The sequence below is a fragment of the Leptospiraceae bacterium genome (assembly GCA_015075105.1).
Classification (GTDB): Bacteria; Spirochaetota; Leptospiria; order Leptospirales; family Leptospiraceae; genus JABWCC01.
Window position 1 is genome coordinate 984370 of sequence record JABTUZ010000002.1, and the last position, 26545, is coordinate 1010914.

The 26545-nt window shown below is 33.7% G+C and carries 29 protein-coding genes; 18 read left to right on the top strand and 11 right to left on the bottom strand.

The features are described from left to right. Positions 1-222: 222 nt before the first annotated feature. A complete protein-coding gene (locus HS129_14475; protein ID MBE7413242.1) occupies positions 223-750 on the top strand; it encodes a DUF488 domain-containing protein in 528 nt (175 codons plus the stop codon). Positions 751-923: 173 nt separating this feature from the next. Then, positions 924-1412, top strand: a complete 489-nt coding sequence (locus HS129_14480) for a YiiD C-terminal domain-containing protein (protein MBE7413243.1) — start codon at positions 924-926, stop codon at positions 1410-1412. Between the two features lie 6 nt (positions 1413-1418). Here the strand turns inward: HS129_14480 and HS129_14485 are convergent, their stop codons facing one another. Continuing rightward, positions 1419-2114: a hypothetical protein gene (locus HS129_14485; GenBank protein MBE7413244.1), complete on the bottom strand. Its 696-nt coding sequence runs from the start codon at positions 2112-2114 to the stop codon at positions 1419-1421. A 60-nt stretch (positions 2115-2174) separates the two neighbouring features. Then, positions 2175-4136 (bottom strand): acetate--CoA ligase, encoded by a 1962-nt coding sequence (acs, locus tag HS129_14490; protein MBE7413245.1) that lies wholly within the window; start codon positions 4134-4136, stop codon positions 2175-2177. 288 nt (positions 4137-4424) lie between these two features. Between acs and HS129_14495 the strand changes: the two genes are divergently transcribed. From HS129_14495 to HS129_14545, 11 genes are all read left to right on the top strand, one after another. Next, on the top strand, positions 4425-4643 hold the full coding sequence (locus HS129_14495) for a hypothetical protein (protein MBE7413246.1): 219 nt from the start codon (positions 4425-4427) through the stop codon (positions 4641-4643). Between the two features lie 78 nt (positions 4644-4721). Further along, positions 4722-5669 (top strand): hypothetical protein, encoded by a 948-nt coding sequence (locus HS129_14500; protein MBE7413247.1) that lies wholly within the window; start codon positions 4722-4724, stop codon positions 5667-5669. A gap of 134 nt (positions 5670-5803) precedes the next feature. Beyond that, positions 5804-6181, top strand: coding sequence for a GxxExxY protein (locus tag HS129_14505; protein MBE7413248.1), 378 nt, complete (start codon positions 5804-5806; stop codon positions 6179-6181). Positions 6182-6196: 15 nt separating this feature from the next. Continuing rightward, positions 6197-7009: an ATP-binding protein gene (locus tag HS129_14510; GenBank protein MBE7413249.1), complete on the top strand. Its 813-nt coding sequence runs from the start codon at positions 6197-6199 to the stop codon at positions 7007-7009. Positions 7010-7024: 15 nt separating this feature from the next. Further along, on the top strand, positions 7025-7357 hold the full coding sequence (locus HS129_14515; GenBank protein MBE7413250.1) for a transposase: 333 nt from the start codon (positions 7025-7027) through the stop codon (positions 7355-7357). After that, on the top strand, positions 7288-8151 hold the full coding sequence (locus HS129_14520) for an IS3 family transposase (GenBank protein MBE7413251.1): 864 nt from the start codon (positions 7288-7290) through the stop codon (positions 8149-8151). Before HS129_14515 ends, HS129_14520 begins: the two co-directional genes overlap by 70 nt. A 45-nt stretch (positions 8152-8196) precedes the next feature. Next, positions 8197-8412, top strand: a complete 216-nt coding sequence (locus tag HS129_14525; protein ID MBE7413252.1) for a hypothetical protein — start codon at positions 8197-8199, stop codon at positions 8410-8412. Further along, positions 8413-9843, top strand: a complete 1431-nt coding sequence (locus HS129_14530; GenBank protein MBE7413253.1) for a S8 family peptidase — start codon at positions 8413-8415, stop codon at positions 9841-9843. Next, positions 9767-10717, top strand: coding sequence for a S8 family serine peptidase (locus HS129_14535; GenBank protein ID MBE7413254.1), 951 nt, complete (start codon positions 9767-9769; stop codon positions 10715-10717). The genes HS129_14530 and HS129_14535 overlap by 77 nt, the downstream gene beginning before the upstream one ends. A 48-nt stretch (positions 10718-10765) precedes the next feature. Next, positions 10766-11056 carry a hypothetical protein gene (locus HS129_14540; protein MBE7413255.1) on the top strand — a complete coding sequence of 97 codons (291 nt, stop codon included), beginning with the start codon at positions 10766-10768 and terminating at the stop codon, positions 11054-11056. Then, entirely contained in the window at positions 11022-11339 is a 318-nt protein-coding gene (locus HS129_14545) for a type II toxin-antitoxin system RelE/ParE family toxin (protein MBE7413256.1), read from the top strand. Before HS129_14540 ends, HS129_14545 begins: the two co-directional genes overlap by 35 nt. A gap of 71 nt (positions 11340-11410) precedes the next feature. Here the strand turns inward: HS129_14545 and HS129_14550 are convergent, their stop codons facing one another. From HS129_14550 to HS129_14565, 4 genes are all read right to left on the bottom strand, one after another. Continuing rightward, complete coding sequence (locus HS129_14550) at positions 11411-11566, bottom strand: hypothetical protein (protein MBE7413257.1); 156 nt, start codon at positions 11564-11566, stop codon at positions 11411-11413. Between the two features lie 708 nt (positions 11567-12274). Next, positions 12275-13333: a hypothetical protein gene (locus tag HS129_14555; protein MBE7413258.1), complete on the bottom strand. Its 1059-nt coding sequence runs from the start codon at positions 13331-13333 to the stop codon at positions 12275-12277. Between the two features lie 176 nt (positions 13334-13509). Beyond that, entirely contained in the window at positions 13510-14706 is a 1197-nt protein-coding gene (locus HS129_14560) for a hypothetical protein (GenBank protein MBE7413259.1), read from the bottom strand. Between the two features lie 12 nt (positions 14707-14718). Next, complete coding sequence (locus HS129_14565) at positions 14719-15378, bottom strand: response regulator transcription factor (protein ID MBE7413260.1); 660 nt, start codon at positions 15376-15378, stop codon at positions 14719-14721. 315 nt (positions 15379-15693) lie between these two features. Here HS129_14565 and HS129_14570 point away from each other — a divergent pair, with 315 nt between their 5' ends. Next, positions 15694-16365: a hypothetical protein gene (locus HS129_14570; protein MBE7413261.1), complete on the top strand. Its 672-nt coding sequence runs from the start codon at positions 15694-15696 to the stop codon at positions 16363-16365. Positions 16366-16401: 36 nt separating this feature from the next. On the opposite strand, the gene HS129_14575 is transcribed toward HS129_14570, so the two are convergent. The 3 genes from HS129_14575 to HS129_14585 all read right to left on the bottom strand — a co-directional run bounded on the left by HS129_14575 (position 16402) and on the right by HS129_14585 (position 19074). Further along, the gene (locus tag HS129_14575; GenBank protein MBE7413262.1) at positions 16402-18072 is read right to left on the bottom strand and encodes an acyl-CoA/acyl-ACP dehydrogenase; all 1671 of its coding nucleotides are present in this window, start codon (positions 18070-18072) and stop codon (positions 16402-16404) included. A gap of 73 nt (positions 18073-18145) precedes the next feature. Beyond that, complete coding sequence (locus HS129_14580) at positions 18146-18817, bottom strand: hypothetical protein (protein MBE7413263.1); 672 nt, start codon at positions 18815-18817, stop codon at positions 18146-18148. Positions 18818-18819: 2 nt separating this feature from the next. Next, positions 18820-19074: a hypothetical protein gene (locus HS129_14585; GenBank protein MBE7413264.1), complete on the bottom strand. Its 255-nt coding sequence runs from the start codon at positions 19072-19074 to the stop codon at positions 18820-18822. 276 nt (positions 19075-19350) lie between these two features. On the opposite strand from HS129_14585, the gene HS129_14590 reads away from it, so the two are divergent. Genes HS129_14590 through polA form a run of 3 tightly spaced genes read left to right on the top strand, consistent with a single transcriptional unit; the run spans position 19351 to position 23782 of the window. Next, positions 19351-19884 (top strand): ATP-binding protein, encoded by a 534-nt coding sequence (locus HS129_14590; protein ID MBE7413265.1) that lies wholly within the window; start codon positions 19351-19353, stop codon positions 19882-19884. Between the two features lie 45 nt (positions 19885-19929). Next, complete coding sequence (locus tag HS129_14595; protein ID MBE7413266.1) at positions 19930-21030, top strand: glycosyltransferase family 4 protein; 1101 nt, start codon at positions 19930-19932, stop codon at positions 21028-21030. Further along, entirely contained in the window at positions 21020-23782 is a 2763-nt protein-coding gene (polA, locus tag HS129_14600; protein MBE7413267.1) for a DNA polymerase I, read from the top strand. The genes HS129_14595 and polA overlap by 11 nt, the downstream gene beginning before the upstream one ends. 8 nt (positions 23783-23790) lie before the next feature. Here the strand turns inward: polA and HS129_14605 are convergent, their stop codons facing one another. Both HS129_14605 and HS129_14610 read right to left on the bottom strand, forming a co-directional pair. Beyond that, a complete protein-coding gene (locus HS129_14605) occupies positions 23791-24267 on the bottom strand; it encodes a nuclear transport factor 2 family protein (protein ID MBE7413268.1) in 477 nt (158 codons plus the stop codon). A 197-nt stretch (positions 24268-24464) separates the two neighbouring features. Next, entirely contained in the window at positions 24465-24953 is a 489-nt protein-coding gene (locus tag HS129_14610; protein ID MBE7413269.1) for a DUF1564 family protein, read from the bottom strand. Between the two features lie 585 nt (positions 24954-25538). Between HS129_14610 and HS129_14615 the strand changes: the two genes are divergently transcribed. Further along, positions 25539-26198, top strand: coding sequence for a hypothetical protein (locus HS129_14615; protein MBE7413270.1), 660 nt, complete (start codon positions 25539-25541; stop codon positions 26196-26198). Positions 26199-26545 lie beyond the last annotated feature (347 nt).

The window sequence follows — 26545 nt, forward strand, 5'->3', positions numbered from 1 at the left end:
ATAAATTTAAAATATTTTTTATATTTTCATTCCAAAAATGGGGTCGTCCAAGGATAGTTTTGCTCAATTTTTGATTGAAAGAGGGGTAGGTCACAAAATGAAAACCTTCAGAAATAATTTTGACTTTATAGAAGTGCTAAGCATAGATGAAGTAAAGAGTATTTTTATGACTTTTAGAAAAAATTTCCTATAAGATATACTATTTTTTAAAGAATTTACAAGATGGAAAACTTACTGCTTTATACAATAGGGTACGGCAACCGGAAAACCGATGAATTTCTCACTTTGCTAAAAAGTTTTTGTATTGAATGCCTCATCGATGTTCGTTCAGAGCCTTATTCAAAGTATAACCCTTTGTACAACCAAAATAGACTAAAAATTTTTTTAGAAGAAAACAAAATCAGTTATATTTTTATGGGAGACAGTATAGGTGGAAGACCCGTAGATAAATCTTGCTATAATTATTATGGAAAAATTGACTATGAATTAGTCAAAACAAAAGACTTTTTCAAGAAAGGTATTAAAGAATTAAAAGCTCTGTATAAAAATGCTAATTCTGTATTGATGTGCAGTGAATGGAAACCCCACGAATGCCACAGAAGTAAATTAATTGGAAAAGTTTTAGCCCAAGAAAATATTTTCCTAAAGCACATTGACGAAAAAGGAAAACTAATAGACCAAATATCAGTAATGAACCAGCTAAATAAAGGATTTGGAGAATACGACTTGTTTGGTAACCCAATAAATTGAAAACGGAAAAATTCTATTCTCATAAATAAATTTTTTAAATATTTAATAAATTACTTTTGAAAAATTATAATCAATAAAAATAATTTGAATTTTTTCTATTCCCATTTTTTTAACTCTGAGAAAAGATCATAAATTCTATTTGAATTAAAAGAATAAAAATTTTTGATGTAGATATGGAAAGACCTGAATACGGAGTAAATCCTCTTTGGAAATTTTTATCTGCAAATTATTCTTTAACTGAAGTATTTGATTTATTTGCCCCATACAAAGGCGCAAATGTAAAAATCACTGAAGGTCCCTACCCGGGGAAGTCGATTCAGTCTTCGATGAAATTGATTCCCGGAAATACTAACTATGTTGGCACTCATTTCGGAGGCTCACTTTACTCTATGTGTGACCCGTTTTTTATGTTTCTACTAATGCAAGAGCTTGGTGAAAACTATATTGTCTGGGATAAGGCAGCTTCCATTGATTTTGTAAAACCCGGAAAAGGTACTGTATCTGCAATTTTTTATATCCCGGATGAAGAAATCGAAAAAATAAAAAATGAAGTGGCTATAAAAAGAAAGATGGATAAAGAATTTTTTGTAGAAGTAAAAGATGAGAGCGAGCAAATCGTTGCCCGAGTGAGAAAGGTATTGTATATCAGGAAAAAGAAGTGAATGGTGTTATTTTAGCTTATTCGCTTCTTCCATTGTCCAAATAAGAATAGCAAGTAGTGAAGATGCTTTCTTAAATCTTATAAAATAGTGATCGTTTCCCCAAAGCGGGAGTATATCTCCTTCTGGTATAATAGCGTCAGGGAGTAGAGTCAGTCCGTCGTTTGGTCCATAAGGCTTCAATTGCAAATAATTTGGAAATGCACGAAGTGAAATATGGGTGGACAAAGGAACTCCGATTATATTTAGAACATAAAAATTATTTGGAATTTTTAATTCAAAAGATAGGGTAGAATCTTCGCTTTTACGAATATCATAAAGACCTTGGTAGCTATACCCATATAAAAAAGTTAAAAATCTTAAAAATAACCTTTTCCTTAAAGTATCTGTATTGTTTGTCACTAGCTCTGTGCCTTTTAAAAGACCTGCGACATTAAGCCAAGCTTTCACGTTGGAAAAATATTTCTCATTTCCACAAAGCTCGATTGATTTTTTAATATCGCTACCGCCTTTACTTGTCCCGTAAAGTATTATTTTTTCACTTCCTTTGAAGTCTTGTATAAATTTGCAAATTGTTTTGGCGTTAGTTTCCACTGAGCTATCTTGACCTATTGGAATATTTCCATGAGGCATGTTTACATATCTCAAGACTTTTCTAACTGGCTCACCATCTGCGCCTGTAATTGGGTTATCTTTATAAAACATCCCCGGTATAATTGCTAGATAAAAACCGGACTTGGATAAATCGAGTTTAGAGGCTCTTTTTTAGCTATGAAACTTCTTTTTGTCCTCTACGATATTTGCAACTACACTAGGATCGGCTAAGGCAGATATATCTCCAAGGGAGTCGTATTCACCGTTTGCAATTTTTCGTAAGATTCTTCTCATGATTTTACCGGATCTGGTTTTCGGTAAGCCTGAAGCCCAGTGGATAACGTCAGGTTTTGCGATTTTACCGATAATTTTTTCAACCATTCCGTTCAACTCTTGCTTTAATTCATCGTTTGTAGTTACTCCATTTTTTACTGTTACATAAGCGTAAATACCTTGTCCCTTCACATCGTGCATAAATCCAACGACTGCAGCCTCAGCAACAGATGGGTGCTCTACTAAAGCACTTTCAATTTCAGCAGTTCCGATTCTATGCCCCGAAACATTTAACACATCATCTACCCTGCCCGTGATCCAGTAATAACCATCTTTGTCTCTTCTTGCCCCGTCTCCCGTAAAATAGTAACCCTTGTACTGTGAAAAATAAGTCTCTTTGAATCTTTTTGGGTCACCGTAAACTCCTCTCATCATGGCAGGCCAAGGAGCTTCTATACAAAGATTTCCGGAAATTTCTCCCTTTTCTAAAATTGGATTTCCTTCGTTGTCAACAATTACGGGTCTTACTCCAAAAAATGGCAGGGTTGCAGAGCCGGGCTTTGTAGGAATTGCTCCCGGAATTGGTGAAATCATTATCATTCCGGTTTCGGTCTGCCACCAAGTATCCACTATAGGGCATTTTCCTTTTCCGATATTTTTATTGTACCACTCCCAAGCCTCCGGATTAATAGGCTCTCCAACTGATCCGAGTATTCGTAGAGACTTTAGGGAATATTTTTTTGGGATTTCGGTTCCCTCTTTTGCAAGTGCTCGAATCGCTGTAGGCGCTGTATAGAATACGTTGACTTGGTATTTGTCGATCACTTGCCAAAACCTACCCGCATCCGGATAAGTGGGAACTCCCTCAAACATTATTGAAGTCGCTCCATTGGATAAAGGCCCGTATAAAATATAACTATGACCTGTGACCCAACCTATATCGGCAGTGCACCAATAGGTATCCTCTAACTTATGGTCAAACACATAGTGAAAACTCAAATTTACCCCAAGTAAAAAACCAGCCGTAGTGTGTAAAACCCCCTTTGGCTTACCTGTAGAACCGGATGTATAGAGTATGAAAAGTGGATCTTCTGAATTTGCCTTATATGGCTCACACTCCGGTTTGATGTCTGGAGATTTCATTAAAAAATGCCACCAGTGGTCTCTACCCTCTACCCAGTTTAAGTTAGTTTCAATTCCGGTTCTACGAACTACAATTACGTCTTGAATCTTAATCGAAGACTTTGCAATAGCAGTGTCCACATTTTTTTTCAAGTCAATAATTCTTCCACCTCTAAATCCACCGTCTGCTGTAATGATGCAAGTCGGCTTGCAATCTTCTATTCTACCATGAATCGCCTCAGGAGAAAATCCTCCAAAAACAATGGAATGAATTGCGCCAATTCTTGTACAAGCCAAGGCAGAAATTGCAATCTCAGGAATCATGGGTAAATAAATTAATACTCTATCTCCAGGCTTTACACCTTTCTTTTTTAGTACATTTGCAAACTTACAAACCTCGTGGTACAATTCTTGGTATGTATAGGTTTTGGATTCGTCCGGGTTGTCTCCTTCCCAGATTATTGCAGCCTTATTCTTTAAGTGAGAGTTTAAATGCCTGTCAAGACAGTTGTAAGATACATTTAGTTTTCCTCCTTCAAACCATTTTACTTTTCCCTCTGTGAAGTCGTGTGTGAGTACCTTGTTCCATTTTTTAAACCAAGTTAGCCTTTCTGCCTGTTTTGCCCAAAACTTTTCTGGAGACTTTATAGACTCTTGGTATAGTTTTTTGTAATTTGCAAAATTCAAATTTGACTGAGATATAAATTCCGGTTTAGGTTTGTAAACTTTTGCTGCCATGGTGACCTCGTAGGTGTATTCGATGTATTAGCCTTAGTTAATAAAATTAGGTTTCCCGTGCAAGAAAAAAATGTTGTTATTGCATATATTCTTGGCCAGGGGACATTTTATGCTTAGATTTTTTCCTATTACTGCCACATTGCTTTACTGATTTAGGTACCTTCGACAGTTCCACTTAGCTTAGTCGAATGTGTCCGTGTCTCAGGTAAAATGAAACTTGGGGAACTAAGGAAAATAGACTTGAAAATTATGATTCGTTAAGTGAAGTATACTATTCAGAGTTAAACGATGTATCCAAAAGAAGAAGCAAGAAAGAATATAAAAAATTTAGCTGAAAGTTTTGGCGAAAAATTAGATTTTATTAAAACATCCGGTCAGTACAAAGAAGCTCAAATTGAAGATGAATTCATCAAACCGCTTTTCAAATACCTTAATTGGAATATCTCGAATGAAGGAATTAAAAATCATGCTGAAAGAGAATTTATTGTTCAAGCTCAAGGTCGATAAGGAAAAGAGCCAGACTACTTATTAAAATTAAATGAGAAACCTTGCTTCTATATCGAAGCAAAACATTCAAAATATTATTTGGGTGGAAGGACTGAGGATAAAGGCAAAGTAAAAGAAAGAACAGATTATATTTGGCAAGCCTATTCTTATTCGTATTCCACACAAACCAGACCAAGTTACGAAAAAGTCGATTTTGCGCTACTTACTGACTTTGAAGAGTTTCGTTTTTTTGATTGTACTTTTGCTGTTAAAAATTCTGATTTAATTAATAATTATTGTGTCCTCGATTGGACTTACAAAGACTACATAGAAAAATTTGATACGCTATGGGAATACTTTGAAAAAGAAAACGTTAGGCAAGGTAGCTTAAATAAATTATATATAAACGAAAAAAAAGTAAAAGAGAATCGCATTCCTCCTGACAAAGCTTTCTTAAAAGATTTAGATGACGAGAAAGATGGATGGCGAATTAAACTTGCAAAAGATATATATAAATATAACCCCCAGCTTAAGCTGGGGGCGACTGGAAGTTCTGCAGAATTTATCACCCAGGCGGTTCAATTAATTCTAGATCGTTTTATTTTTATTAAAGTATTATCAGATCGAGAAATCGAAGAAGACATTATTCACAATATAGTAAATAAAATCCAAAACATAAAAGAAAAATCCGCAGAGGCAGAAGATTCTTCTGCCTATTCTGTGTATGATGAATGCAAAGAAATTTTTGATGTGTTAGATAAGACATACAATGGAAGTATTTTCACAAAACGTTCTGAACTCGATTCTGTTAAGGTAAGCAATAAAGTCTTACTAGAAATTTTAAAAGACTTGCAACCGGAAAATTCTCGATATAACTTTAAAGTCATTCCTATCGAAATTCTCGGAACTATCTACGAACAGTTTTTGGGCAAAGTAGTAGTAACCAATGACAAACGTGCTAGCATTGATTATAAACCAGAAGTTAGGAAAGCAGGTGGTGTTTATTATACCCCTGATTATATTGTAAATTACATCAGAAGAAATTAAAATTGTGGAGGGGGAGAATGTCTGAACTGTGATTTATATGATTAAATGATTGCCATGATTTTTTTATAAGGAAAACTTTTCATAATATGAAATCATAATAATCACACGAATCATAGTTCAGACAGGAGATTCTCATGATAAACGAAGCCTATAAATATTCCGATCTAACTTCAAAGATCATTGGCTGTGCGATTACAGTGCATAAGACGCTTGGCAATGGGTTTCAGGAAGTTATTTATCAGCGAGCTTTAGCCATTGAGTTGAACCTATCTAGTATAAGTTTTCAGCGTGAATTTGAAATGCCAATCCATTACCGTCATCAAAAGATAGGAACAAGACGAGTTGATTTTTTAGTTAAAGAAGTTGTTTCTGTAGAATTAAAAGGGATTAATAAGTTGGAAGATGTTCATTATGCACAGGCAATTAATTATCTGGAAGCCAACCAATACTTTTCGACTTGGAAAATAGGTTGCGGAAATTTATTTTTTGACATCCATTTTGTCCGACAATAGAGGTATAATATAAATATGGCTAGTTCAAAACATTTAAGACAGATTTTCCAATTTGCCAAAATTGGTAACGAAGACGCTTTTAAAAAAGTTGCCGAAGAAATTATCCAAGAAGAGCGTGAAAAGCAACATCATTTATTGGCAAATGATTTAGAAGAAATTTTATACGGAAAAGTATCCAAGGTATTACCTTTTCAGATTTTAAAAGAAGAGATCCCTCTAGACAAAGAAAAAAACTTACCTTTATTAACAGTATCCACAGCTAGCAAGTCTCTAAATGATATTGTTCTTTTTGAACAAAATTTAAATGTAATAGAAAGAATTCTTCTAGAAAGTCGAAAAGTCGAAGTTTTGAAATCTTACGGTTTGAAACCAATTGATAAAATACTTTTTTATGGACCTCCAGGTTGTGGAAAAACAGTTACTGCCGAGGCGATAGCTTTTGAATTAGAATTACCCTTTGTAGTTATTCGTTTAGATTCCATAGTATCTTCTTTTTTAGGTGAGACTTCTTCGAATCTTAGAAGGGTTTTTGATTTTATAAATAAAAATAGAATGGTAGTATTGTTCGATGAATTTGATGCGTTAGGCAGAGAGAGGTCTGATTCGTCTGAACACGGAGAAATCAAACGAGTAGTAAATGCATTATTGCAAATGTTTGATAGTTACAAAGGAAATAGTATATTGATTGCGGCGACGAATCATGAATCAGATTTAGATTCTGCTGTTTGGAGAAGATTTGAGGAAGTGCTAATTTTTAATTTACCTGATAATAATCAAATTAAGAGATGGTCTTGCCCCCTAAAACTGGAATACAAAAAAAGGGGATAAAGGAGACTTGATAATATGATAAGAAGAAATAACTATGGCAAAGAATTTAAGGAAAAAATAGTAATGGAAATTTTGTCCGGGCAGAGTTCCGTTTCGCAAATAGCTCAAAGGGAAAAGGTAAATCCTCAAACAATCCGAAATTGGAGAAATGAGATAGATACAGGAAAGTTTGAACAAAATAATCAAACCGAATTTGCTTTAAGGAAACGAGTCGCAGAATTGGAAGGTGCACTTGCCAACCTTGCGTTAGATAATCACATTTTAAAAAAAGCCCAAAAATATCTGCAAGACTGGAAGCAAAAAGAGAAATTATCAGGAAGTATCTCGCACCAGAATTTGGAATTGTAAAAAGCTGTAAAGCTTTGGAGATCAGTATCTCTTCCTTTTATTACCAATCGGATGCAAAGATTAAAAGAAAACAGGAGGATAAGCAACTAATAGAAAAGATTGAAGCATATCTGGATTTAATGCCTCAATCAGGTTACAGGTCTGTCACTTATTTTCTGAGAAATGATATGAAAATCAATCATAAGCGAGTTTACAGGATCATGCATGAAAACCTTTTAAAATGCAGTCCGAAGAGGGCTTATCATCATGCGACCACGGATTCAAAACATAACCTGAAAAAATATCCAAATCTTCTTAAGGACAAGTCAATTAATCATGCACGAGTAATAGTTGGTGATGTTACTTTTTTTGATGTTCAGGGGAAAAATCATTATCTGGCATCACTAATGGATATGGAAAACAGAGAGGTCATCGGACGAGCTGTTTCTGATAAACTTAATAGTGAACTTGTCAGGTCTGCATTTGAGTCGGCTCTCATGAACAGAGGAAGTCTCGAAGGTTACATTCATCATACTGATTCTGATAGAAGATATTGTTCGCATGAATATATAGAACTTCTGAACAATTCCAAAATACAAATTTCAATGTGTCTTGGTAATGCATATGAAAATGCACACGCAGAATCTTTTAATAAAACTATCAAGTATCAAGAGATAAATATCTCCTGTTATGCTGATAAAATTGAAGCAGCCAAAAGTATTTTTCAATTTATTGATCGGTACAATTCAATCAGACCTCATTCAGCTTTAGGAGGACTATCTCCTCTGCAATTTAAAAATAAACAAAAAATATGATTTTTTTCTTTACAGTTTTAGGGGGGCACTTCAAGACTTCTAGAAATGAAACTCAGAGGCGTTAGGCGTAACTTCAAAGAAGGAATCCAAATTGTTAGCAATAAGTTTAAAGGAATGAGTCATGCCGATATAGAGAGAATTCTTAGACGGGCTATTAAAGACATGATTCTTCAAGGAAGAGATTTTTTGGAAGATAAAGATATTGATTCTTCTATTTCAAATGAAAAATCCAGAAAGCGTTCTGCCAGAAAAAGAAAGTAAATGCCCGGAATTTACGAACATATAAAGTTCCAAAGAGAAACCAGCTTTACCGAGCGAAGACCTAAGAAAGGATTTGGTGGTATTTCATTTCAAGGAAATCCTAAAGATCATGCTCAGAAACTACAAAATAATATTAATGAATTAAAAGAGAATGTGCAGGATGAAATTTCAGGTTACGATGAAAGATTTTTGCTGAAACTAAATGTGGCTGATAATTTTTCGCCAGACGCTTTTGAGTCAATTGAAGGAGTTCAGGTTGTAAGTCAGGAAAATAAAGAAGTAGTAATTTTATTTTCCACCGAAAACGCATTATCTGAATTTGAAAGAAGATTATCAACGTATGCCTCCAATGGAAACGTTACTCGAAAAGAAATTATTGAAGCTACTAGATCGTTTGAACTTTGGTCTGCGGAAGATAGAATTGGTGATGTATTAAAAAGAGAAGGACTACCATTAATTGAAACTTTTATTTTAGATATAGAACTTTGGAATCTTGAAAGCAATCAGGAAAGAAATAAAATGTTAGATGCATTTGAGTCTTTCTTGAAGCAAGATGAGATAATAATTTTGGATAAGGTGAATAATTCATATATCACAATTTTGAGAGTCAAGTGTACGAAACTTAATTATCAAAGACTCCTAAAGCACAGAGACATTCGAACAATTGATTTACCGCCGAAGTTCACTTTAGATTCCTCCTTGCTTCAAACAGATGTTTCGTATTTGCCAAATCCTATTCCACCCAATAAAGAGGCTCTACGGGTTGCAATCTTAGACAGTGGATTAAATGCAAACCATCCTTTACTCAAAGGTGGAATGATTGGAGAAGCCCGCTCCTATATTGACACAAATGATGTTTCTGATCACACAAAACATGGAACAGCCGTTTCAGGAATTGCTCTGTATGGTGAAATTGAAGAATCAATTCGCAGTAAAAGTTTTATAGCAAATTTTTATTTACTCTCTGGAAAAATTTTAGACGAAAACAATGAGTATGATGAGAAATTTATAGAAAATCAAATCGATAAAGCAGTCAGAGAATTTCATACTGAATACGGATGTAAAATTTTTAATTTATCAATTGGGGACCAAAGGCGACCCTATGCAGGAGGAAAAGTAAGTTCTCTAACACTAACTCTTGACAATCTTTCGCATGAACTTGGAATATTGTTTGTCATTTCGGCAGGAAATTTATCCAATCAAGAAATTAAAGATAAAATAGAAAAAGGACAATCCTATCCTAAATATTTATTAGAAGATTCTAATATACTTGAACCTGCAAATTCTATAAATTCTCTAACGGTTGGTAGTATTGCAAAATATGATAAAAGTCGAACAGCAGCGAATAATCAGAATGATCCTGCTTATCAACTTATGGCTCCAAGAGATTCTATTTCTCCATTTAGGATTTGGGATAGGAGGAAGTATTAAACCTGATCTAGTAGCTTATGGTGGTAATTTAAGCATAGATCATAGAAGTAGAAGCCTAAATAAAAATGGTCTTGGGGTTATTAGTTTGCATTCAAAATTTCTCGAAGGAAACTTATTTACAGAAGATATTGGAACTAGCTACTCCGCACCTTATATTACGCATCTTGCAGGTAGAGTCTCTTCTTATTCAAAAGATTTTTCTTCGACATTAATTAAAGCTCTTTTGGTTGCAAGTGCTGAAACCAATTCAGTAAAGATAGATGAATCAATTCAAAAAGAGGATTCATTTAAGCTAAGAGGCTACGGGAAGGTGGACGAAGAATTTTTATTTAGATCGAGTGAAGAGGTAGTAATACTATATGCGACAGATTTTATACAAAATGATAAAAACCATTTCTATGAAATTCCTATTCCAGAAGATTTCTTTTTGGGAAATAAACGCAAAAGAGAAGTTACAGTAACGCTTTCTTATCATTCTTCTGCACGAAACACAAGAGTAAATTATAGGGCAAGTAGAATTTCATTTAGACTTCTAAGAAAAAACTCTATGGAAGAAGTAGTAAAAATGTTTAATAAAGCTACCAGTAAAGAAGATTATGAAAATATTCCAGAATACAATCAAAATAGAACAATCTCCTCAAAACTTAGAGACAAAGGAACAGTGCAATCTTCAACGTGGGAACTCAAACAACCAAGAAATTCCAATTACTATTTAGTCGTAACTCGTAATGATTTTTCGTGGGGTGAAAAAATTTCTAAAACAGAAGAAGAATACTCTTTGGCTATTGTTATCAAAGATAAAGAAGCAAAGGAAGCCAAATTATACTCTCAAATTAAAGAGAAAATTGTAATTAGAGAAAAAATCAAATTATAGGAATTTATTTTTTAGATTCGGATGGAAATCCTCAAGGAGAGTTAAAAAATGAGAGCAATTGAAACAATCATGGATGTAAAGGAAAACGGTGAATTTGTTTTACATTTTCCGAGAGAAGTAAAACCAGGAAGATATAAAGTTGTAGTGGTGGTTGAAGATGACCTCATTGGAGAGGAATATGAATTATCCCCTGAAATAGAGAAAGCATATAAAGCAGAGATTGACAGGCGACTTGATGAAATGAAAAGAAATCCTCACCCTGGGTTTACGATGAAAGAAGTTGCCCAAGAGCTTACGGTAGAGCTTGGCAGAAAAATACAAACTCGAACCATCAGCTAAAAAAGATATTAAAGAATCAGTAATTTACTACGAGGAAAGAAAAGAAGGATTAGGTGGAGAATTTATTGATGAAGTAAATTTAAAAATACAAGAGATTGCAGAAAAACCGGAGAAGTATCCTCTTTTTCATAAAGAAGCAAGAAAAGCATCTTTGAAAAGATTTCCTTTTAATAGTATTTATGCAATCAAAGACGCTTTTATTTCTATAATAGGTGTATGGCATAAGAGTAGAGACCCAAATCAATTAGAAAAAGAATCGATGATGAATAAGTATTGCAAATAGAACTGGAAAGTAATAGGAAACCAGCCTTCGACATCCGTGTCTCGGCAGGTTTGAAATTGGGGGCGGACTTCTTAAGTTACTACCGCACTTTCGATTTTTGAAGTCACGTCGGCTACTTTTAACGTTATAGTTAATTCAGGGAGGCTTTTCAAATGGTAGGGTTGAAATGAAGGGCCATTTCTTTTTTCGGATTTCGTTTTGCAATAACCTAAGTAAATGTATCGCATATCAATTTCCTTTACTTTTCCGGATAAACGAATCAAGCCAAAGGTATTCTTGCTTTTATTTATAAAAAAGGCACCGATTTTTACGTAAATAGACTAATTGACGGTTACAAATAGAGCCTTGTTTTAGGAAAATTTTTCTGTGATTTTGCACACTGTGTGCAAAATTAAACAGATTCGGGACGTTAGGCGGTATAGGTATAAGGGGGATTACATGTTTAGCACTGATTTTGTTGTTTTCGTGTAAAAATGTGGGAACTCCAATTCGGAGGACTGATGACAGATGCCTGAGGTCGGAAATAGTGGAGGTAGAATCTTTGCAAATAGGTTTATCTTGTAGATAGAGGTTTTGAGCCTTAGTAGAGTTTTTGAAATTTCGCTTTTAGTGCAGATTTTACACTTTTCGTGCTAAAATGTGGGAACTCCACTCTTTTTTGGGGGATTACAGGTTTAGTGCAGATTTAGGACTTTTTCTGAAAGGCTCAAAAAAATCCTAAAACTTGTAAAAATTGTATTTTCACTGCGATATTTTTTTTCTTATATCAAAAAACGAGATACTGAAAACCGTTCGAATGGTAATTTGCAAGTCATTCCCGTCGTATCTTAGATCAAGCTGTAAAGGATCGATATTTTTTATTTACATCAGCCGGATAAGAGAATAATCAATTAAAATAAAATATAACCCAATGATAAACTTTTCAAATGAAAATTCTATTTCTGTTTTTGAGGTTGAAGTATTCTCATTTGCTCATGAACTAAATTTACGATTTCTGTCCTGAGTGGAGTTTTCCATTCTCCCGCAAATGCTATCGAATCGGATAGATATTTGTATGCCAAAGCGAGATCCATTTTTCTCCATGCCAAAACTCCTAAATTCCATAGAGCCGCTGCGGATTTTTGATTGGAGATTTGGTTTGCTTCTAAAAATTTTTTTTCTCCTTCATCAAATTTCATATTTCTGATATCTTTCAACCCTTCTGCTAAAATGTCTCCAACCTGATTTCGTAATTCCTTGTTTTCTTTGGTATCTGGAATTCCATCAAGGTCTTTGTAGAGCTTAACGGTATATAATTCTGAAATAGGTGAAATGGCTTTTGCAAGTTCCAGAGATTGAGAATATGCTGCATTACTAAAAAAATGCTTTAAACCTGAATTATCTGCAGTGCACAGAGATCCCTCTCTTGAAATCGTATAATCTGGTTTAGAAGACAATTGAATAGAGTTGCCATTTTTTAAGTTGATTAGTTTTCCCTCTATCTGAAATTGAAAAGTAATTTTGGAAATATTTACCTGATAGGGAATTTGTTCATACTGCTGACAGGTAGAAGAACCATCTTTATGACGAGCCCAGTTTGTACATTGACCCTGTCTGTATCTTGTTACAGAACTTAGATTACATAAAATATTTTTAATCGGAGTCGTATTCATTAAATAAAGAACGCCTATCGAAAATGTATTTTGAACAGAACTGTATTGTTTGTTATCGAGTAATTTGAATAATCCCGAACGATCCATCATTTCCTGAGTTGCAAAGTATTTATTTTGCAAAAATCCATCCTTTGCACCAGCTTCCATTGAAGATACATACTCTCCGTATTCACTCTTCGAATGTTTTTTATTTTCATTAGCTACAATTCCTATTTTTTTTGAAGCCCCAATTTTCGTAATAAAATCCTCTTGCATATTTTTTACTTTTTCGACCTGAACAAAAGTCACACAATTTGAAAATCCAAGAACAACAACACAAGCCATTTTTTTTAATACTTTCACAGATTTTTACTCCTAACGATTTTTTAAAGTCAGATATGATACGAAATATTTCAGGTATAGAATGATTTATCATACGACTGATTACTCTTTCATATAAACTATTTTGAATAAAATGTCAATATCCCAAATGGGATAAAAGTAAATCCGAACGGACGAATTCAGAAAATCAAATACAATCACAAATTGAATGGAATTTTCATGAAGAGTTTGTATTTACCCAAATCTGTAGTTTCCTGCAACTCTCCTCCACAATCCACAATTCTTCTGGTAATACTGATTTTTCCTATTCCAAATGAACTTCCTTTTTGAAATATAGTTGAAGTGGATAAGGTAATCCAAATACTTTCTGAATCCACATCCAACTCCCAATCAGAGTCATCCGCACCGTATTTCAAATCATTTGTGACAACCTCTGAAATAACAGGTAATAAAAACTTTCTTGCTCCAAAAGATACCTTTGAAAAATCTCCTTTTTTTTTCTCCGGTATCAAAAACCTGATTTTTCTTCGAGAAATTTCATATCTTCTGTTCAGAATCATTTTGAATCCCATTAGAAAATCCTCATTCAGCAATTTTTCTTCTTCATGATTTTGTAACCGTGACCTCAATTTAGAAATTGTGACAATCACTGTTCTGCGGAAATTATCGATTAAGGCAAAATCTAAGACTTGACCCGGCTTCAATTTATTTGTCAGTTGCACTAAATCAGTTAAACCACTCCCTAGAAAATCATGCATATCCTGAATGACTTCTTTTCTTTCTTTTGCGATTAGTTTTTTTTGTAATATACGGATGGTGTGAGTTTGTTTAAAAGATTGTTGTCTAACCCGAAACCAATGATTATTAAAAAAGGAAGAGAATATGTATGTCGGAATGTAATAAGTTGCCAGCGTCCAAAATCTATCGTGACTAAAACTATCTAACTCAAAAATAGAAAAACGGATATAAAAGATAATGTAGCAAAAAAACCAAATATATCTATATATTTTAGGCTTTTCAGGAAAAATAATACTCGTAAGAATTACTACTAATGTATTCGCAAAACCCACTTTCGGATTGTCAAAACTACCGACAGGATCATGAGCCATAGTTTCAAATTCAAGAAGGATACTAATGCATAAAAATAAAATATAGAAATATCTATCTCTGAAATTTGAATTTTTTCTACTGTAATAAACCATAGCAAGTGTGGAGAAGACCATGGCGAGGTCTAAATATAGAAGAATGAAGCATGATCTACGCCATTCAAGATAGACACCAAGAACATTTGCGAGTAAAAAAATATAAGCAAACAAATGACTGGAAAATTTTCGATCGTGGATTGTTAGAATTTCATAGCGATCTTTTTGTATTTTTGAATGAAAGGAAATCATGCGTAAAAAAATCTAAACATCAACATTTGATTTTTGTAATTTTTTGTGTTGTAAAATCAATTCAACTTTAGAGTTTACGTGCAGTTTTTTGTATATGCTTTTTAGCTGATTTCGCACCGTACCTTCGGAGGTTTGAAAAAATGCGGATATTTCTCGTGTACTCATCCCGTCTATTACATGATTTAAAATATCATTTTCTCGATTTGTGAGCGTTTTGATCTTGGCATCCACAGGACGATTCTGGAAAAATTGCATAACTTTATAGGCAATTGTAGGTGTCATCACTCCCCCGCTCTTATAAACTAGCTCTATCGTTTCTCCTAGGTGATAAATATCGGTTTTTAAAATATATCCGCACGCTCCAGCCTTTAAAGCCGTAAAAATTTTTTCCTCATCCTGCATGATTGTAATTACAAGAATCTTGCATCTTGGATTCATTTTTAATATCTTGGGTATTATGGAAATTCCATCACTATCAGGAAGTCCAATGTCTAAAAAAATCAGAGTAAATTTTTGAATTTCCGGGTATGTGAAAAATTCATCTGAAGAAGAAAATTGTAATACTTTTGGATCAAATGGAAGTTTTATCAATTCGGTAAAAATATGCTTTCGGAAATTCCAATCATCTTCAATAATACCTATAGAAATATTTTTTGGAATTTCTGAATTCATCTGTTGTATTGTTTAATGTAAATGATGTCCTGTCGAATCTTTTTTTATTCAAAAATTTCAACTTTCATTTTTACGATAAGCCTTTTTCAGAGTTTTTTATAATTTACGATAGCCTATAGTTGGACGGCATTTTCATTCTCCCCCCAAAAAAAAATTAGCATTGAATTTAATTACGTTTTTCGCTGAACGTCCGTGTCCAACGAGGGATAGAAAAAATAAATACGACATAATGAGTTGATTTAAAATTAAAGAAAATTATTATGTAATTATACTGGGGAAAATGTACTCTAAAACAAAAAAGCTTAACACAAACTTATGAATAAAGAACACGATAGAGTATTTCTTCAGTTTTTGGATGAGACAGAAGAAGTAAAAATAGTTAAATCAATCCTAAAAAGTCCTATTGGGTTATCACAAGATATTATTAAACGCCTATTTGAAAATCGGTTTAACGAACTGAACGATGACTTAGATGAAATAAAACAATTCGCGGCTGGTGTTAATAGAGCAAGAAGTCTCGCCTCTTCATATTCTTTAGCTTCCTATTATTCTTATTTATTTTCTTTTCATCAACATTTCAATAGTTCTGATCGAGCAAGACAAGGTAAAGTACTTGAAGCAATGCTTCAAGGGATTCTTAGCAATTATTGTGGTTGCGATAAAGTAGCTAAATCACCAACAGAAACAAAAGAACTGTTTGAAGAGTTATTTCAAAAAAATTCACCTCGATTAGATGCAGATGTAGTTGGTATAGATTCAAAAAATTCAAAAGCAATCGTAATGCAGCTAAGATCAAGAGATGATACAGGAGGAACAACTGCTAAAAGTTCGTTAGTAGAGCTATTAAAAGAATTTTTAAGGGAATCAGTCGGTTTTAGAATTCATGTGCCGACGTTTTTCCCGCCCATGAAAACGACCGTCCAACAGAAGCGTGTTGAGCTGCGACCCCGAATAAAAAACTTCTCATACGCTCGAACGATAAAATAAACTCCGTATGAAAAGTGGTATTGTATTTCGAAAGTTTTAGACTTTCTCTTCGAGAAGACCTTTTGCTATCACTCTAAGCGCCATTACTTCTTCAGCGCCTTCGAAAATTGAAAATACTCTTGAGTCAACATAGTATCTGGAGACTGCATACTCTTCTGCATAGCCCATACCACCGTGTATTTGCATAGCTTCCCTGCACACCCACTCAGAGATTTTTGAAGCGTAAAATTTAATCAGTGTAGCTTCCATTTGTCCTTTGTGCTCATCTAACATTTTTCCTACAGTGTAAGTAAATTGGCGAGATGCCTGAATAATCATTGCCATCCTTGCAAGTTTGTACTGGGTTAAATTGTATTCGTAGATTGGTTTTTTGAAAACTTGGCGCTCTTGTGCGTAGCGTAGAGCTGCTTCAAAAGAGGCTTGCATAACTCCATTGGCTCTTGCGGCTGTTTGAATTCTTCCGCCTGCAAACCCTTCCATTTGCAAATAGAACCCTTTTCCTCTTCCGGACTCACCACCTACTAAGTTTTCCTCTGGTACAAAATAATCTTGGAATGAAACTTCAAAAGAGTGCATTCCTCTATAACCAATCGTGCCAATCGCTTTCCCTTCAATTCGCCCGCCTTTTTCTTGAGTATGGTCAAAACTATGACCTGTAAATCTAGGTTTTTCGGCAAGAAGGATAGATAAACCTTTATGTTTTAGAGAAGGATCGGTTTCTGTTCTGCAAAGAACAAGCAGTAAATTTGCGTAGCCTGCAAAAGTACACCAAGTTTTTACTCCATTTATTTTCCATCCACCTTCGCATTTAGCTGCAGTCACACTCATCCCTGCAACATCAGATCCATAATTTGGCTCGGTTACTGCTACCCCGCACATTACTTCTCCTGAAGCAAGTTTTGGAAGCCATTTTTGTTTTTGCTCTTCTGTTCCACCTTTTAATAAAGCTTTGGAGACTATTTCAGGTCTTGTAATCAAGCTACCTGCAATTCCAAGACTTCCACGAGAAAGCTCTTCAGTAACTACAAGCATACTTAAATTGTCAGGTTTTGAGTCCGGTTGAATTCCACCGAATTTTTCAGGAATACAAAGTCCGAAGCAACCCATTTCGTTCAAGCCGTCAATAATTTCTTGAGGGATGATATCGTCAGTTCTATGAACGTGCTCTGCGTGAGGCTTTACAATATCCTCTGCAAATTTACGGAAAGTATCTCTAAAAACATCGTGATCCTCGCTTAGCCCGTAAACACCCGCATGCCCTTTCTCGATTACTTGAGAAATAATATGTGAATAATTTGAAATTTTAGAAGATTCTTCAATGAAGCTTGTAATTTCTTTTGAAAATAAATCATGTAAAATTTTTTCGGAGGAGATTGCAAATTCGGTAGGTCTGGAAATAAGCTCGTTTCTGATATGACTAATTGTTTCTGCAGCAAAAGTTACGGCCATACACTTTTCGAGATCACTTGTGCCAATAGAATCATCCCAAGCGTATTTTATAAAATTTTCTGCAATTTTTTGTTCTGCGGTTAGCCAGGAGATTCCGTAACCTACAAGCTGGTTTTCATCCATTTTTGAAACAGAAATTGAATCTTTTTCTTTGCACAGTGCAGCTAAACTTTTTGTAACTTCAGAAATAGTATTGCCTGAAACTTCTAATGCTTTCACTGCTGAATTTTTATCGAATTTTGGTGTATTCGTGCTCATATCGACCTTCTTCTTTCAAATTTTAACTTAATATTCTAGCTTTAAAACAAGTTTTTTTAAAAGGGAGAGAATGTCATTTTTTATTCTTAGGTTTATCTTTTTTGGGAGTAACTTCTTTTTTTAAAGGAATGCTCTCCACTACTTTTTTTTGAAATTCCAACGCAGTTGGAGTTACTTTTTCAACTTTTTTAATGGAATATTCAATTCCAATAGTTACAAAATGGATTAGGATAGAAAATAGAATACCGGAAACGATGGAGCCAATGATTGCAGTTCTTAATTCCGAGCGTAGCTTTTTTGAAGCAATTTTTGATAAGATCCAATTTATTATAACTAAGGTAGAGATTGAAACGACGACAATAACCAAAGCAAACTTTACATATTGACTTTGATCTAACTTTTGCAATATCAAGCTCATCAGATAAAATACCCCTGCTGAAATTATTCCGTTTCGTAACTCTTTGTGGTAGTCTTTTGTATTTATATCTTTCAAAAATAGTGGGACTATGTAAGCTCCGATTGCAAGAAAAATCATCCCAATAGAAAGACCTGCAAGAATTTTTGATCGCAAAAGGATTTCTACTGACTGAGCACTCGAGTCAATAGTTTTTGTGAATGGTTTGAAAATATCAATATAAGCAAAACTGCCTAAAATGAGAGAAACGAAAAGAAGTAAGGCAATAAAGATTATAGATTTTTTCGTGTAATAGGTTTTCAGATTGTTGTTGTGAGTCGTTTTTGACATAGTTACCCTTTGACTGAGCGTAGAATTTTTATTAAATTATTTTTAATTTTACGAATCTGATCTTCTGTAAGTTTGATTTCTTTATTTTCTGCACGCAGAATGACCTTTTCAGCTTTTTCTACAAAGATCATAGCCTCTGTATTTGCATCCAGACTTACCTTTTTTTTGTCTTTGTAGGCGTTAAGTGCATTCTGGACATCGAGTAGTTCTTTGGCTACGCTATCCAATTCTTTATTCATATTTTTAATTGAGTTCATAGTATCCCTGCAAAAAAGCTCACTTTTTGGTTTTAGGCTCAAATTCAAACTTCGTACAACCTAAAATAGGCTCATTTTTGGCATTGGCAAGCATTTAATTGAATGAAAAGTAAAATAGACTTTCAATTTTTTTACTCTTTTGCAAAAATTTTGATTTTTTGATTTGACAATTTTGAAAAATAGCAATAAATTACAAAAAGGTTTCTTAAATTAATCTAAAATATGTCCAAATGGGCTAAAATGCTTTTCGTAAAAGAGAACGATAATTCATTCATTATGTTTTTACCTCCTGATATGGTTTCTGTGCGAGAATTTCGACAGGAATTTAGATCGTCTTTAGAGAATAATGGATTTTGCAAGGACGATATACTCCAAGTTGAGCTTGCGGCAGACGAGGCGCTTACAAATGCAGTGACTGCAAATGTAGCGTGCAATTGCGAAGAGACAATTATTTGCAGATGGATGATTGACAATTTCAAATTGACTTTGTATATTGTGGATTACGGAAAAGGATTTCGATTTAATCCTGAAATGAAAAGCAATACCTGTGTAGATATGCCATCCTCTCTTAAAAGTTATATAGATGCAATTTTTCATCATCAATCAGAGAAGGCGGGGCACTTGCCTTTTGCAGGAGTCAAGCAATTGCACAAAAATATGGGGAAGGGATTGCATATAGTTCATACATTCATGGATACTGTTAAAATAATGTATCATTCGGAGGGCGTTGTTTCAGATACATTGGAAGGCTCAGAAATTATGGGATCAATTGTACAGCTCAATTTTGCTGCGAAAAAAAATTGCAGCTAATTCAAATATATCATTTTTTTCATCTTCAAGAAAAGTTAGTTTAGTTTGATACTGCATATTAATACAGCAAAGACTTGGAGAGGTGGAGAGCAGCAACTTTTCTACCTTGCCTCAGGACTTCACAAAAAAAAAATTCCACAAATAATTGTAGGACAACCCGAAAGTGAGCTTGAAAAAAAATGTATAGAGAAGGGACTGCTATTCCTTCCTGTAAAAATTCGTTTTGAATTAGATATTTTTGCTGCTAAAAAAATCGGAGAAATTGTAAAACAAAAAAAAGTCCATCTAATCCACACTCATACCGCAAAGGCACATACAATCGGACTATTGGTAAAAAGAAATTTTCCTGAACTGAAACTTGTTGTTTCACGAAGAGTTGACTTTCATATAGGACACAATTGGTTTAGCAAAAAAAAATATTTGTCCGATTTGAATGATCTATTCGTGTGTGTTTCCAAAAAAATTAAAGAAGTTTTATTGCAAGACGGTCTTTCCAATGAAAAGGTAGTTACGATTCATAGTGGGGTTGATTTAAGTCGATTTAAGAAAAGGAACAATCCTAAAGAATTAAAAAAAGAATTTCACTTGAATAAGGATACTGTTACAATCGGAAATATTGCGGCTCTCGTTGACCACAAAGACCAAGCTACTCTATTAAAAGCAATTTCTAAAATCCAAACCGATGTACCTTTTCAATTTTTTATTGTAGGTGAAGGCGAATTAATGCAAGGTCTTATAAAACTCACTAAAAATTTACAAATTGAAAAAAAGGTAATTTTTACAGGATTTAGAACAGAAGTATTGGAATTTCTTAGCTTATTCGATATATTTACTCTAACCTCTAAAGAAGAGGGACTAGGGACTTCTATCTTAGATGCCATGGCTTCCAGTCTTCCCGTAGTTGCTACACTGGGGGGTGGAATCGGAGAAATGTTAATTCCAGAAAGAGGTGCGTTAGTTGCAACTGTAGGAGATTTTCAAACTCTTGCTAAACATTATAAAGCCTTGATCGAAGATAAAGAAAAAAGAAAAAAATTTGGGCAGTTTAATAAAAAGTATGTGAAAAAATTTTCTATTGAAGAAACTATTAAAAAAACGATACAAGTATATTATTCTCTGATTTCAAAAAATTTATATGAAAAATAAACTACTCATCATAGACGGGCACTCTTTTGTATTTCGAGCCTACTACGCTTTCCAAGCTACAGGGCTAAAAAATCCTATTACAGGAGAACCGAGTGGAGCAGTGTTTGGATTTTTTAGAATGCTTTTTAAACTGATTCAAGACTATGCACCTACCCATATTGCTATTCCATTCGATCCGGGAACTCCTTTAGAAAGAAATAAAATATACGAAAACTATAAAGCTACTCGCAAACCAATGCCGGAAGATCTAAAACCTCAAGTAAAAAAAGTTCAAGAAATCTGTACTAAAATTGGATTTCCTGTTTTGAGGATAGACGGACAAGAAGCAGACGATATAATAGCTACGCTTTGCAAACACTTTGGTAAACCTGAAAATGAAGTTTTACTTTTTTCGGGTGACAAAGATATGTACCAATTGCTAAACCAACACGTAAAAATGTTAAGAGGAAAAAAGGGAGTTAGCGAGTTTCTAGAAATAGATTCGGATTGGGTAAAAAATGAAATTGGAGTAACACCTTCACAAATCACAGATTATATTGCTATTGTAGGAGACTCTTCGGATAATATTCCTGGAGTGAAGGGAATTGGAGAAAAAGGAGCCTCAAAGTTAATAGCCGAATTTCATACGTTAGACGGAATATATAAAAATATCGACGAAATTCAAAACCCTTCTTTGAAGTCAAAATTAATAACAGATAAAGAAAATGCCTATCTATCAAAGCAACTAGCTACTGTGAATTCTTCCTTAGACTTAAATTTAATAATTCAAGATTTAAAAATACCTGAAATTTATAAAAAAGAAAAAATACTTATTTTTAAACATGAGGGCTTGAATGCGATTTATAAAGATTTGCAAAAGTACTCAAATGATGATTTCACAGAAGAAACTGCAACTAACGAGACCCTTGAAAAAACAGAAAATCAAACGAATTCAGAAAAAGGAAATTATGTAAGAGTTCGCTCAATTGATGAATTAAAAGAGATTGTTCAAACCCTATCTAAATCTAAGGCAAAGCTGATTTGTATAGACACCGAAACTACATCAAAAGAGCCCATGCGAGGAGACTTGATAGGAATCTCTTTTACGGATAAGTCAAAACAAGCATGGTATGTCCCCATTTCGTATAACGCATCTCTTTTTGCATCTGTTAGTTTGCCTAAAGACGAAGTAATTGAAATTCTAAAACCTATTTTAGAAGACGAAAAGATTTTAAAAATTGGCCAAAATATTAAATACGATGCAATTATTTTAAAAAACTCTGGAATCGAATTAAAAAATATTTATTTTGATACCATGATCGCTTCTTATATAATAAACCCCGGAATCAGAAGGCACAATATGGACGATATGGCTTCTGATTATTTAGATTATGCTACTATTAGTTTTGAAGAATTAGTAGGCGCAGGTAAAAAGTGTCAAGAAATTTATAATATAGATGTAGACAAGGTAAGTGAATATTCATGCGAAGATTCAGATATTACTTTTAGATTATATGAAGTATTGGAAAAAAAAGTAAAAGAAATAGATGCAACTAAAGTTTTCCACGAAATAGAAATGCCTCTTATACAAGTATTACTCGATATGGAAATGACCGGGGTTTCTATTGACTTGGATTATTTTCACAAGCTCTCAAAGTCTTTTGAAAAAAAAATAGAAAAGTTGGAAAAATCTATCCACGTTCATGCCGGGAAAAATTTTAATATTGCTTCTACAAAAGAGTTGCAAGAAGTTCTATTTTTAGAACTAAAACTCCCTACTCAAAAAAAAACGCAAACTGGGTTTTCAACAGACCATAGCGTACTTGAACTACTATTGGGCACCCACCCGATTATAGACGATTTGCTCGAACATAGAAAATATACAAAATTAAAATCTACATATATTGATACTTTGCCTAAATTAATTCATTCCACTACCGGTAGAATTCATACGAGCTATAATCAAACTGTTGCGGTAACCGGTCGGCTATCTTCTACAGACCCAAATCTGCAAAATATTCCTATTCGAGACGAGGAAGGCAGAATGATCCGAAAAGGTTTTATTCCTCGAAATTCTGATTACTCTCTTCATAGTTTGGATTATTCTCAAATAGAACTTAGGATTATGGCGCATTTTTCTGAAGATAAAAAAATGATCGAAGCCTATAAAAAAGGTTTAGATATTCACAAAAGAACGGCTAGCGCTCTTTTTGGAATAAATGAAAAAGAGGTCACACCTGAAATGAGGGATCACGGAAAGATAGTAAATTTTTCTGTGATTTATGGAGTTACTTCTTTTGGGCTTAGCAGAAATCTAAAAGTTTCTAGAAAAGAAGCAAGTTTATTTATCGAAAAATATTTTGAAGAGTTTCCCGGAGTAAAAAAATACATGCAAGAAATTTGTGCGTTATGCGAAAAGCAAGGCTATGTTGAAACTATTACCGGTAGGAGAAGATACTTGCCTGATATTCATTCCTCTAAAAAACAAGAAGTGGAAGCCGCAAAAAGAATCGCAATCAATAGCCCTATCCAAGGCACTTCTGCCGACATGATTAAAATTGCAATGATTAGAATTTATGATAGAATACAAAAGAAGAAAATGAAATCAAAACTAATCATGCAAGTTCACGATGAGCTTGTGTTTGAAGTATGGAACGACGAAAAAGACAGACTTTTAACGCTCGCAAAACACGAGATGGAAAATGCAATTCAATTAAAAGTACCGGTTATAGCAGAAGGAAAGTTTGGAGCTAACTGGGACGAAGCACACTAAAAATCCTTTTACAATAATCTCTTTCTTTTCATATACATTGTAAGACCGGTCATTGCTTCACTGCGAATTTTATTTTGAATTTTTGAAGTAAACCCAAGAAGAACCCCGGAAATTCCAAGCGCCATGCCTGCCCACTTCCACAAACTAAAATTGTCTTTATGGTTAATAATTTTTCCATCTTTTAGTTGAAACTCTGCGTGGATTTTATTGTGTATTTGTCTTTTTGTTTTCCCAAAAGGGTAATCGGCTTCCCAGTCTGCGCTCGCAAAATCTCCATCAGACTGAATATTACTAAATAGTATTTTTAATTCAGGAGATTTTTCTATTAACATCATCCACATAGCTTTTGCTTGGATTCCTTTCAAATTTTGAAAAACCGGATCGCTGAACTCAATGTCTTCATGGTAGCATTCAAGCATCGTTTTCGAATCCTTGTTTTGAAATGAAGTATAAAATTTTTCAATAATTTCTTTATTTTGTGGCATGTTCATTCCCTTTGGCTCTTTATTTGTTATCGGGAAAAATTTTTAAATTTATTGATTTTCCTGTCAATTGTTTTAGTATTAAGAATTGTACCCCTTTTCAGGCACGGGTAGAATTTCTAAAATTCGCACGTAGGTATTTGTAGGCTCTCAAGTGCAGACATAGCTTGGTTGTGTTTTTTTTCATGAGTTGCTTTGTTTTAGTTTTTTTTGTCTTTTGTAGAGTTTTTACGAATTTTATGTCGTATCAGCCTATTGTATCGTATAGTTTTTCTCTTGGAGAGGTAAACTCCTACCGCAATAGAACTGACCTTGGGTGGAACTCCAAAGTCATAGAACTTGGCAGGGATGATTATGTCCCATCCGGCAATGTCAAGTAACAAAAGAAGAGTAAAAAGAGCCGTTCGGGAAATACCAAGCCATTGAGCAAATTCGCCAAGCTCAATCCAATCTGCATTCTCCGGACGAAAATTCTTCTTCTGAAGATTCTGCCCTTCTTCTTGGTAACAAGTTTTCACACAATCCAACTTCTCAAAAGTCTTCCACAGCAAAACATTCCTGTACCTCTCTAACAAATCATGCAAGTAATCCTCTCTCGAAATATTTTCTGTCCTACAATTAAACTCATCCATAAATTTTTCTGGAATGAGTAAACTTGATTGAGTTCGCTCAAATTTTTCCGGGTTCATAGTATTCTCCTAACACAAAAATTTTTTCCTCATATAGTTTCTGCCCCCAGCCACTATTTCTTGCCTCTTGATATAAGGTAAAATAATATCGTGATAGAAATAAAATTTTTACAATTTTAGAAAAATTTTTTTAGTTTTTACAGAAAAAGTTCTGAACCCGTACTAAATGTGAAATTCCTCGAAAAAGATGGAGTTCCCACATTTTTGCACGAAAAGTACAAAAACTACACTAAACACGAAATAGTAAAAATCATACTAAAAATCAAAACCTCTACCGAAAAAATAAATCTATTTAGAAAAAATTTCCAATTTCTCTATTTCCGACCTCAGCCCTCCGTCATCAGTCTTCTGAATTGGAGTTCCCACATTTTAGCGTAAAAAGTCCACTATTAGCATAAAATACGGACTCTATACTCACCTGCAAAAAGTCTTACTTGGGAAAATACCCTCAAATACTTAAGAAAATCAATATTTCCCATTGACCCCAGCTCTTGCAACGCAAGGGCTGGGCAGTAGCCATAAACTAAACTAAAAATAAAAAAAATTCTGATTGCAAAGTTAAATTAATTCTATAATTTTCAATTAATGAAAATATTTTGTTTAAATCGAGACCTTAGAAAAATTTTAAATTATTATATAATCATTCTTTTGATTTTTCTATTTTCAATTGATCAAATTTCAGGAGAGGAAAAATATTCTAATTCTCAAGAAAAAATTTGGGAAGAAATCTACTCAGGAAATTTTACGAAATCCCAAGAACTCATTTTAAAAGAACTAAACAAATCTCCTGAAAATTTACAATTATTATCTCTTCTTGAAATTTCTCAAAATGGTCAAGGGTTAAAAAAAGAAGCACTAAGCACTCGAAAGAAAATTTTTGTAGTATGGAAAAAAAAGCACAAATCCTCTTTTATCCAAGCCAATTACCCGCTTAACCTTGCGACCTATCCGAGGATAGTTGAGGTTAAACCTTCGATGTTACTTATAGGCTCTGAATATTTTTTACCCTATCCTATGAATAAAGAAAAATCTGGATACTACTATAATAAAATTGTAGTGTACAATCGTTTTACCAAAAAGCCTGTGAGATTTTTCAAATTAGAAAAATTGAATAATTCTGGTTCAATTTATAGTTTATACGAAATCAAGGAAGATGGGAAGAGTAATAAAATAAAAGACTACACAAACAAACTTCCAAGTCTTAGAAGTGAATTGGACGAAATAGTAAAAATTCTTGATTTATAAAAGAGTAAGCCATTATAAATGTCTTCTTTGAAGTAAATATTCCCAAAAACTAAGCCTGTCCCAAAACTCGCTCTTAGCTCTCACCACTGAGCGAGTTTATGAGTATTTAAAATTGAGAGGGGGGACCAATAAATTTTTTATTTTTTTCTTTCTTTCTGACCTTGCAAAAAATTTTAGTAAATTAGAATAAATTTTCTGAGAGATTTAGGAATGGTTTTGTTTTATTTACGCATATAGTTTGAGTCATTAAATGATCGATCCGACTAATAATATGAAAAGCAGTTTAGCTTTTTTTTATTTTCGTTATCTGATGATGAACTTTTATAAAGGCGCTATAAAAATCACTC